Here is a 10185-nt window from a genome sequence, read left to right on the forward strand (position 1 = left end):
GGCGCTCCGGTCACCGTCCGACTGGGGCGGTGCCAGCCGTCCGCCCACCCGCAGCCGGGTCGAGGGCAACAGGGCGAGCCACGGCGGCCGACCCTGCTCCCCCGCGGCACCGGTCGGCGGCGGGATCTTCGTGTCGACGATCAGCAGCACAGGACTCCGGGTGCGCGTCTCCGAACCGCCGTGCCCGTCCTCATCCGTCACCTCCCTCACCTCGGCCCTCGCCAGCACCGCCACCGGTGCCGCGTGATCACCCCGCACGCGCGGTCTGCTCAGCCAGGGGTCGCCCGTCAGCTCGACCTCGGCGGTGACGGTCGCGAACCGCCGGGCCGCCTCGGGCACCGGGCCGCGTCGTACGTCCTCCCCGTCCAGCCCCGCCGAGACGGCCGCCGCCGCGGTGCACAACAGCACGGCCGCGACCGGAGCCCGGGGCCACGTGGACCGGCCACCCGGCGGCCGCCGGACCGACAGCAGCCCGGCGACCAGGCAGACACCCGCCACCCCGAGGCTCCACCCCAGCGGGGCCACGATGAGCAGTGCCGAGGCGGCCCAGGCGGCGAGGGCGGACGGTACGAGCCGCAGGTCTGCCGGGCCTGCCTCCGAGGACTGCCGCGCGACCGCTCCCGCAGGCGCCCCCTCGCCGGAAAGCCCCTCGGGCACCCTGTCGCCGGAACGCCCCTCAGACAGCCTGCCGTCGGAAGCGGCCTCGGCGACATCACACCCCTCACGCCCCTCGCACACCGCGCTCACGGCCGCACCAGCGGCTTCAGATCCGAGAACCGGCTGTTCCCGATGCCGTTGACCTGCTTCAACTCCTCCACCGAGCGGAAACCGCCGTGCCGGGTGCGGTAGTCGAGGATGTGCTGGGCGAGGACCGGGCCGACGCCGGGGAGGGTGTCGAGCTGTTCGGCCGTCGCAGTGTTGAGGGGGACCGGCGAGGCAGGACCCGTACCGCCGACTCCCGTACCGCCACCACCCAAGGGCCCCGATGGAGCGGCTGGAGCCATGGTCGAGCCCACGAGGATCTGTTCCCCGTCCACCAGGAAGCGCGCCCTGTTGAGCCCCTCTGCGCTCACCCCGGGACGCATCCCGCCCGCCGCCTTCAACGCGTCGGCCACCCGTGAACCCGCGGGCAGTTGCCGAATCCCCGGCTCCCGCACCTTGCCACCGACGTCCACCACGATCTGACCGCCCGGCGGCGTCGAACCACCCACCGAGACAGGGGATTTCACACCGCCCGCCCCCTCCGGCACGGCATACGGCTTCTTCGCGTGCACCACCTCGGGCGCGCTCACCGTCTGTGTACGCCCGCTCCAGAAGTGCTGCGCCGCGAGTGCGGCGGCGACCAGGAGCACCACGGCGAGCGCGATCACGCCCCGCCGTTCGACCCCGCACCGAGTCTGCAGCCACAGCGGCATCCGCTCCCGCAGAGCGAGTCCGGCACGCTCGCGCCGGCCGGGTCCGAGAGGCGGCGGCTCGGGCTCCTCCAACGGCGCACGTACATAACGGGCTTGATACCGGGGCTTGTCACCTCCGGGTGGGGCTTTGCCCGACTCCCGCCATTCCACGGGCGGTTCACCGAAGAGAAGCCCCGCGCGGCGGCGCAGCTCGTCCGCCGGGACGGGTGACCTGTGCCGGGCGCGGCCGTTCTGGGGCGGGCGGCGGTGTCGGGTACGGCTGTCGGAGTCGGGCCCCCGGCCGGGACCGCTGGTGGGGACGGCTGTCCGTGTGTCTGATCGAAGTGCCATGCGACGAGGATCGGGCATCCTGCCGAATGGCGATGATCTTGGTCAATTTCCGTGGAACCAGGCCGAGTTGTGGATAACTCGACCACCCTTACGAGTGAAGCCCCACAGAACTCGAAGGCACCGATCCACAGCCCACCCCGCAGAAACCCCTCACCGAGGTGAAACCACGACCCCCAGCAACCCGGGCCCCGTATGCGCCCCGATCACCGCCCCGACCTCGCTCACATGCATCTCGCCCAACCCGGGCAACCGCTCCCGCAGTCGTTCGCCCAGCACGGCGGCCCGCTCGGGCGCGGCGAGGTGGTGGACGGCGATGTCGACCTCGCCGCTGCCCGCCCGTTCCACGGCGATCTCCTCCAGGCGGGCGATCGCCTTGGACGCGGTGCGGACCTTCTCCAGGAGTTCGATGCGGCCGCCCGCGAGCTGGAGGAGGGGTTTGACGGCGAGCGCGGAGCCGAGCAGGGCCTGTGCGGTACCGATGCGGCCGCCCCGGCGCAGATAGTCGAGGGTGTCCACGTAGAAGTAGGCGGAGGTGGTCGAGGCGCGCTTCTCGGCGGCGGCCACGGCCTCGTCCATCGTGCCGCCCGCCTCCGCCGTCGCGGCCGCCTCCAGCGCGCAGAAGCCGAGCGCCATGGCGACCATCTGCGTGTCCACGACCCGTACCGGCACGGGCGCCTGACGGGCCGCCAGGACCGCCGCGTCGTAGGTGCCGGACAGCTCGGCGGACAGATGGAGGGAGACGATGCCGCTCGCGCCGGAGGCTGCCACCTCGCGGTAGACCGCGGCGAACTCCTCGGGGCTGGGCCGGGAGGTGGTGACCGGGCGGCGCTTCTGGAGTGCCTGGGCGAGGGAGCGGGTGGAGATCTCGGTGCCCTCTTCGAGCGCCTGGTCGCCGAGGACCACCGTCAGCGGCACCGCTGTGATGCCGTGGCGTTCCATCGCCCCCGGCGGCAGGTAGGCCGTTGAATCGGTGACGATCGCGACATGGCGGGACATGAGCTGGAGGTTACCTGGCGTAGGAGGGGTGCGGCAGCCCGCCCCCGGTCGGTGGAACCGGGACGGACCGATGGGGCGGGATCAGGCGGTGGTCTCGGGGCGCGGCTTGCGCTGCCAGGGGTGGACGGAGCGTGGCCCGGGCGGGGTGATCGCGGGCGGTGCGAGCGGGTCCGGGCGGTCGGAACCGGCTGCCGGGGGCCACTCGCCGCTCGCGTTCGCCGGGGTCTCGGGCCAGGGGGTGGCCGGGTCGCCGGTGTCGGTCCGGGTCCAGTGGCGCAGGGCGCCGGTCTCGATGTCGATCTGGGCGCTGAGCGAGTCCAGGTCGTCGTCGGCGAAGCGGCCCGCGCGGTCGCGGACGGCCCAGCGCAGAGAGTCGGCGGAGGCGGTGATGCGCTCGGTGCGGGTGCGCAGCTCGGGCAGCCGGGCGGCGAGCGTGTTCCGGTCGGGCTCGGACTCCAGGCGCCGCAGGACCGCGTCCAGTTCCTGTCCGTGCGTGCTCAGCCGCTCGAAGAGGCCGAGGGACTCCTTCAGCGACTCGTCCTGGACGACGCCCGAGTGCAGCGCGTCCTGGGTGGCGCGCATCGAGGTGCGCAGGGTGAGCCGCAGCTGGGCGATCTCGCCGGCCGGGCCCGGGCGGCCGTAGGACTTGGCGCGCAGGGTGTGGTCCTCGACCGTGCGGCGGGCCTGGGCGACCGTGCGGTCCACGGTGCGCTTGGCGGCGCCGACCACCTTGACCGTGGCGTAGACGCCGAGGCCGAGGCAGAGCAGGAAGAGCAGGGCGACCACGGTGAGCACGGTTTCCATGACGCTCCTCCTCGACCCCTGGGCGGCACGCACCGCCTCGCTCTTTACGGTAAACGCAACGGGCAGGCCCGGGGTTCCGTCCGAACCCCGAACCTGCCCGTAGGGGATCACCCCGACACCGGATCCACCGGCCCTCGCGAGCCCGGTGGCCGGTGTCTTTCGAGCGCGTCAGCCGGTCACGATGTTGACCAGCTTGGGCGCCCGCACGATCACCTTGCGGATGGCCGCGTCGCCCACGGCCGCGACGACCTTCTCGTCGGCCAGCGCGGCCTTCTCCAGCTCCTCGTCGGAGATGGCCGGGGACACCTCCAGGCGGGCCTTGACCTTGCCCTTGATCTGCACGACGCAGGTGACGGTCTCGTCCACCACGTACCGCGGGTCGGCGACCGGGAAGTCCTGGTGGACGACCGAGTCGGTGCGGCCGAGCTTGCGCCACAGCTCCTCGGCGATGTGCGGGGCCAGCGGCGCCGCCATCAGGACCAGCGACTCGGCGACGGTGCGCGGCAGGGCGGCACCGGACTTGGTCAGGTGGTTGTTCAGCTCGGTGATCTTGGCGATCGCCGTGTTGAAGCGCAGGCCCTCCAGGTCCTGGCGCACACCGTCGATCGCCTTGTGCAGGGCACGCAGCGTGTCCTCGTCGGGCTCGGCGTCGGTGACGGTGATCTCGCCGGTGTTCTCGTCGACGATGTTGCGCCACAGCCGCTGCAGCAGCCGGAACTGGCCGACCACCGCGCGCGTGTCCCACGGGCGGGAGACGTCCAGCGGGCCCATCGCCATCTCGTACAGGCGCAGGGTGTCGGCACCGTACTCGGCGGCGATCTCGTCCGGGGTGACGGCGTTCTTCAGGGACTTGCCCATCTTGCCGAGCAGCCGGGAGACCTTCTCGCCCTCGTAGTAGAAGGCGCCGTCGCGCTCCTCGACCTCGGCGGCCGGGACGGCGATGCCGCGGCTGTCGCGGTAGACGTAGGCCTGGATCATGCCCTGGTTGAACAGCTTGTGGAACGGCTCGGCGGACGAGACGTATCCCAGGTCGAAGAGGACCTTGGACCAGAAGCGGGCGTACAGCAGGTGCAGCACCGCGTGCTCGGCGCCGCCGACGTACAGGTCGACACCGCCGTGCGGCATGCCCTCGCGCGGGCCCATCCAGTACTGCTCGACCTCGGGGTCGACCAGCCGCTCGTCGTTGCGCGGGTCCAGGTAGCGGAACTCGTACCAGCAGGAACCGGCCCAGTTGGGCATGGTGTTGGTCTCGCGGCGGTACTTCTTCGGGCCGTCGCCCAGGTCCAGGGTGACGTGGACCCACTCGTCGTTGCGCGAGAGCGGGGGCTCGGGCTGGGTGTCGGCGTCGTCCGGCTCGAAGGTGCGCGGGCTGTAGTCCTCGACCTCGGGCAGCTCCAGCGGGAGCATCGACTCGGGCAGCGCGTGGGCGACGCCGTCCTCGTCGTAGACGATCGGGAAGGGCTCGCCCCAGTAGCGCTGGCGGCTGAACAGCCAGTCGCGCAGGCGGAAGTTGACGGTGCCCTCGCCGATGCCGGTCTCGGCCAGCCACTCGGTGATGCGGGCCTTGGCCTCGGGGACGGCCAGTCCGTCCAGGGTGATGCCCTCGCCCGCGGAGTTGACGAGCCTCGCCTCGTAGGAGGAGAACGCGTCGTCCCAGGCGGCGGTGTCGGTGCCGCGGCCGTCGGTCGGCTCGACCACGCAGCGGATGGGCAGTTCGAAGGCGCGGGCGAAGGCGAAGTCGCGCGTGTCGTGGGCGGGGACGGCCATGATGGCGCCGGTGCCGTAGCCCATCAGCACGTAGTCGGCGATGAAGACCGGGACCTGCTCGCCGTTGACCGGGTTGGTCGCGAACACACCGGTGAACACACCGGTCTTGTCCTTGGCCTCGGCCTGGCGCTCCACGTCGGACTTGGTGGCGGCCTGCGCGCGGTAGGCGGCGACGGCCTCGGCCGGGGTGGCGTGACCGCCGGTCCACGCCTCGTGGGTGCCCTCGGGCCATGCCTCGGGGGTGAACTTCTCGACCAGCGGGTGCTCGGGCGCGAGCACCATGTAGGTCGCGCCGAACAGCGTGTCGGGGCGGGTGGTGAAGACGGTGATGCGCTCGCCGTCGACGGGGAAGTCGACGCGGGCGCCCTCGCTGCGGCCGATCCAGTTGCGCTGCTGGAGCTTGATGGCCTCGGGCCAGTCCAGCCCGTCCAGGTCCGTCAGCAGGCGGTCGGCGTAGGCGGTGATGCGCATGTTCCACTGGCGCAGCTTGGACTTGAAGACCGGGTAGTTGCCGCGCTCGGAGCGGCCGTCCGCCGTGACCTCCTCGTTGGCCAGCACGGTGCCCAGTCCCGGGCACCAGTTGACCGGCGCGTCGGAGGCGTAGGCCAGCCGGAACTCGCCCAGCACGTCGGCGCGCTCGGTGGCGCTCAGCTCGCTCCACGCGCGCGTGTGGCCCGGTACGGGACGCTCACCGGACTCGAAGAGGGCGATCAGCTCGGAGATCGGACGGGCCTTGCCGGCCTGCTCGTCGTACCAGGAGTTGAAGATCTGCAGGAAGATCCACTGGGTCCACTTGTAGTACTCCGGGTCGATCGTGGCGAACGACCGGCGCTTGTCGTGGCCCAGACCCAGGCGGCGCAGCTGGGCCTTCATGTTCTCCATGTTGGCCTCGGTGGACACGCGCGGGTGCGTGCCGGTCTGCACGGCGTACTGCTCGGCGGGCAGGCCGAAGGCGTCGAAGCCCAGGGTGTGCAGGACGTTGTGCCCGGTCATGCGCTGGAAGCGGGCGTAGACGTCGGTGGCGATGTAGCCCAGCGGGTGGCCGACGTGCAGGCCCGCGCCGGAGGGATACGGGAACATGTCCATGATGAACTTCTTGGGCCGGGCGACCAGCTCCGGATCACCGCCGAGGGTGCCCTTGGGGTTCGGCGCGGCGTAGGTGCCGTCCGCGTCCCAGAAGTCCTGCCAGCGTGCCTCGATCTCGGCGGCCATGGCGGCCGTGTAGCGGTGCGGCGCGGCCTCCGCCGACCCGGCAGCGGTGGCGGAGGGGTTCGTCTCGCTCATGATCCTCAAAGCTCCATCGATCGTCTCTGCCTGCGGAAACGAAAAATCCCCTCACACAGGAGGGGATGCCGCGCCGGCTCCGACCGTCCGGTTCGACCGGTGGTCGGCACTGTCAGCGCGGCTCACTAAGCAGAAGGCGTACAGCACGCATGGCGCTAGGGTACCGCAGCCCTTGAGCAAGCCGCGACGCTCTTGCGTATGCCATGAAGACATGTCCGTACGGCCGCCAGATCTGAACCCGGGTCAAAGATTACTTCGCGTAACAGTCACTAAGGGACGTCACCGTCGCGGTTCCGTTCTTAGATAACAACGCAATAACTCAAACCTCGTACTGATCGGTATGGCTCCACTTAGAGTTCGGCAGCGGGACCGCCTTCCCGAAACTGCTCGGAGTTGCCCCCATGAACCCTCGTCGTAGTAACAGCTCGCTCCCCAAGCCAGGCCGGTCGGCCTATGGGGTGGCGTCCGCTGTCGTCCTGCTGCTCATACCCGTGGTCGTGCTGGTCGGAGGCAGCCAGTTCCAAGAGTTCCTGAACTTCGGCGCGGGCGTGCTGTCCCTCGTCTCGCTCAGCTGCTCGGTGATCTGGGGCCTGGTCGCCCAGGACCGCATCCTGTTGAACATCCGCCAGCGGATCGTCGGCCAGGCCATCCACCGGACGACGGCGGTCGCCTCGATCGCGTTCCTGCTGCTGCACATCGTCACCAAGATCACGCTGGACCACACGGTGGTGATCGCCGCGATCATCCCGTTCTCGCTCGGCATCACCGGCAGCGGCGGACTGATCGGCCTCGGCTCCCTGGCCGGTCTGCTCATGATCTTCGTCGGCGTGACCGGCGCCCTGCGCAGCAACTTCGCCGCCCCGGCCCCGGTCGCCGCCCGCTGGCGCGCCATGCACATGCTCGCCTACCCGGCCTGGTGCGCGGCCCTGGTCCACGGCCTCTACGCGGGCCGCGCGGCCAAGCCGATCTTCACCATCCTCTACAGCCTCTCCCTGCTCGGCGTGATGGCCGCCCTCGCGTTGCGCGCCGCGCCGCGCCCGGTCAAGCGCAAGCTCTCCGACCGCGTCATGGCGCTCCTCGGCAACTCCAGCCGCCCCGGCATGGACCAGCTGGAGGCCAGCCGCAACCGGGTCGCCGAGTCCGGTGTCAGGGACCGCGAGCCCCGGCGCGGCGATGGAGCCCCCGGAGCCGGTTCCGGTGGTCTGTACCAGTCCCCGGCCGCGGGCGCGGCAGGCGCCGGATTCGCCGCCGCGTACCGCACGGCCGGTCCCCCGCAGCAGCCGTACGCGGGCGGCGCCCCGATGGACGCGCGCCCCACGGAGGCCATGCCGCGCGTGAACGATCCGTCCGCCCCGAGCTGGCCGGTTCCGTCCCCGCCGCCCGTCGGCGAGGCCCCGCCGTCGGCCTACGACCCGCTCCAGGACACCGGATACAGCATCCCGGTCTATGGCAATCCGGGCGCTCCCGGCGGCGGTGCGGGTGATGTGCGCAACATGGGTGAGACGAACGCCCGGTACGGGACGTACAACTCGTCCGAAACGTTCAACAGTGGTCCCGCCACCGAACCAACCCCCGGCGCGTCCTTCGACACGCCGGGTTCGGGCGAACCTTGGAACATGCCTTCCGGAGGCTATAGGTGAACGAGGCCCTGCCCGACGTCCCCGAAGTCCGCGTGGTCGGACTTCCCCAGCTCACGTCGGGCTTCGACCTTGTGGAGCGGCTCGATCTGCCCATGCACCTCAAGGTGCACGGGCCGCTCGACCCGCTCGGCGGCGAGCAGCTCGCGCAGCTCGCCGAGAGCATCAATCTCAAGGGCCGCGGCGGCGCGGGCTTCCCCTTCCACAAGAAACTCCGCTCGGTCGCCGATTCGGCGATCAAGAAGGGCGTACGGCCGGTCGTCGTCGTCAACGGCAGCGAGGACGAACCGGCCTGCCGCAAGGACACGGTGCTCATCAACCGTGCCCCGCACCTCATCCTGGACGGCGCACTGCTGTGCGCCGAGGCGATGGGCGCGCGCACGCTGGTGATCGGCGTGACCCGCGAGTCCACCCAGCGCTCCATGGAGGCCGCGCTCGCCGAACGCGGCCTGAGCAACAGCCGCCGCTCCGCCCTGCGCGCCTGGGTGCAGCGCAACCCGGTGCGCATGGTCACCGGCGCCGCCGCCTCCCTGATCCGCTCGGTGGACGGCGGCCCGGCGATCCCGCCCGGCCGCAAGGTCAGCGCCTCACAGAGCGGCGTCGGCGGCGCGCCCACGCTGCTGTCGAACGCCGAGACGTTCGCCCAGCTGGCCATCGCCGCCCGCATCGGCCCCGAGCGCTACGGCAACACCGGTCTGTACGACGAGCCGGGCACCGTCATGCTGACGGTCTCCGGCGCGGTCGCGCGCCCCATGGTCATCGAGGTGCCGACGGGCGTACCGCTGCGCTACGTCCTCCAGCTGGCCGGTGCCCCGCCGGTCCCGCAGGGCGTACTGACCGGCGGCTACCACGGCAAGTGGATCGACGCGGCGACCGTGAACGAGGCGATCGTCTCCCGCAACTCGCTGGACGCGGTGGGCGGTGCGCTCGGCGCGGGCGCGATCCTGCCGATCAGTCAGGAGACCTGCCCGCTGGGCGAGTCGCTCCGCGTGGCGCAGTGGCTGGCCGAGGAGAGCGCCGGCCAGTGCGGGCCCTGCTACCTCGGACTGCCCGCCGCCGCGCGCGGCCTGGAGGACATCATCAACGGCGGCGGCCCGGCCGCCCTGGAGGCGCTGAAGCAGGTCGCCAAGAGCGTGAAGCGGCGCGGGGCGTGCTCGCACCCCGACGGCTCCGCGATGTTCCTCGAGTCGACCATCAAGGCGTTCACGGACGACCTGGCCGCCCATGTCCTCGGCAATGGCTGCGGACGGCCCGTGGAGGGCGTCCTGCCGCTCTTCGAGGGCGGGAAGATGCCCACGGGCATCCCGGGCGGCGCAGAGCCCGAGGACTCCGGCAGCAGCCGCCAGAAGATCTACGTCGACTGGACGCTGTGCCGGGGCCACGGACTGTGCGCGGACATCCTCCCGGAGGTCTTCGAACTGGGCGCGGACGGCTTCCCGACCGTCGCGCAGGCCTCGGTGCCGCGGTCCGCGGAGGCGAAGGCGCTGCGCGCGGTACGCCGCTGCCCCGCGCTCGCGCTGCGGGTCGAGGAGGACACCCGGGGCCAGGCGCCCTCGAGGAACCTGCCGGTGGTCTCCCAGGGTCGCGGACGGCGCGCGCTCGGCCGCTGAGATCGACACATGGAAGGCGGGTCGCCCGGATCGGGTGGCCCGCCTTTGTCGTGTCGCGGCCCGTAAACATCATGCGGGTACCCGGACAACGCCGAGGGCGGACCATCCGTCCGGATGATCCGCCCTCGACTTCTGTGGAGCTAAGGAGAATTGAACTCCTGACCTCCTGCATGCCATGCAGGCGCTCTACCAACTGAGCTATAGCCCCTCGCGGCGCTCTTCCGGATTTCCCCGGAGGCGGCGCAAGCCTTCTTCGATTTTCTGTGGAGCTAAGGAGAATTGAACTCCTGACCTCCTGCATGCCATGCAGGCGCTCTACCAACTGAGCTATAGCCCCTCGCG

General features: G+C 71.3%; 6 protein-coding genes, 2 tRNA genes and 1 pseudogene. 2 read left to right on the forward strand and 7 right to left on the reverse strand.

Annotated elements, in window-relative coordinates; all coding sequences use genetic code 11:
- The 5 genes and pseudogenes from GTW40_RS27080 to leuS form a co-directional block, all read right to left on the reverse strand.
- A pseudogene (locus GTW40_RS27080) lies at positions 1-657 on the reverse strand (MBL fold metallo-hydrolase); the annotation flags it as partial.
- Between the two features lie 86 nt (positions 658-743).
- A complete protein-coding gene (locus GTW40_RS27085; protein WP_343245795.1) occupies positions 744-1415 on the reverse strand; it encodes a ComEA family DNA-binding protein in 672 nt (223 codons plus the stop codon).
- A gap of 480 nt (positions 1416-1895) precedes the next feature.
- The gene (locus GTW40_RS27090; protein WP_161182770.1) at positions 1896-2741 is read right to left on the reverse strand and encodes a DegV family protein; all 846 of its coding nucleotides are present in this window, start codon (positions 2739-2741) and stop codon (positions 1896-1898) included.
- Positions 2742-2822: 81 nt separating this feature from the next.
- Positions 2823-3545, reverse strand: a complete 723-nt coding sequence (locus GTW40_RS27095) for a hypothetical protein (RefSeq protein ID WP_161182771.1) — start codon at positions 3543-3545, stop codon at positions 2823-2825.
- A 168-nt stretch (positions 3546-3713) separates the two neighbouring features.
- Entirely contained in the window at positions 3714-6596 is a 2883-nt protein-coding gene (gene leuS, locus GTW40_RS27100) for a leucine--tRNA ligase (RefSeq protein WP_161182772.1), read from the reverse strand.
- Between the two features lie 401 nt (positions 6597-6997).
- Here leuS and GTW40_RS27105 point away from each other — a divergent pair, with 401 nt between their 5' ends.
- Entirely contained in the window at positions 6998-8236 is a 1239-nt protein-coding gene (locus GTW40_RS27105) for a cytochrome b/b6 domain-containing protein (RefSeq protein ID WP_202486478.1), read from the forward strand.
- On the forward strand, positions 8233-9843 hold the full coding sequence (locus GTW40_RS27110) for an NADH-quinone oxidoreductase subunit NuoF family protein (RefSeq protein ID WP_161182774.1): 1611 nt from the start codon (positions 8233-8235) through the stop codon (positions 9841-9843). The genes GTW40_RS27105 and GTW40_RS27110 overlap by 4 nt, the downstream gene beginning before the upstream one ends.
- A 135-nt stretch (positions 9844-9978) precedes the next feature.
- On the opposite strand, the gene GTW40_RS27115 is transcribed toward GTW40_RS27110, so the two are convergent.
- Together GTW40_RS27115 and GTW40_RS27120 are read right to left on the reverse strand one after the other, a co-directional pair.
- Positions 9979-10051 (reverse strand) — tRNA-Ala (locus tag GTW40_RS27115).
- A gap of 56 nt (positions 10052-10107) precedes the next feature.
- A tRNA-Ala gene (locus tag GTW40_RS27120) sits at positions 10108-10180 on the reverse strand.
- Positions 10181-10185: the final 5 nt, after the last annotated feature.

This window comes from Streptomyces sp. SID4985, assembly GCF_009863025.1.
Taxonomy (GTDB): domain Bacteria; phylum Actinomycetota; class Actinomycetes; order Streptomycetales; family Streptomycetaceae; genus Streptomyces.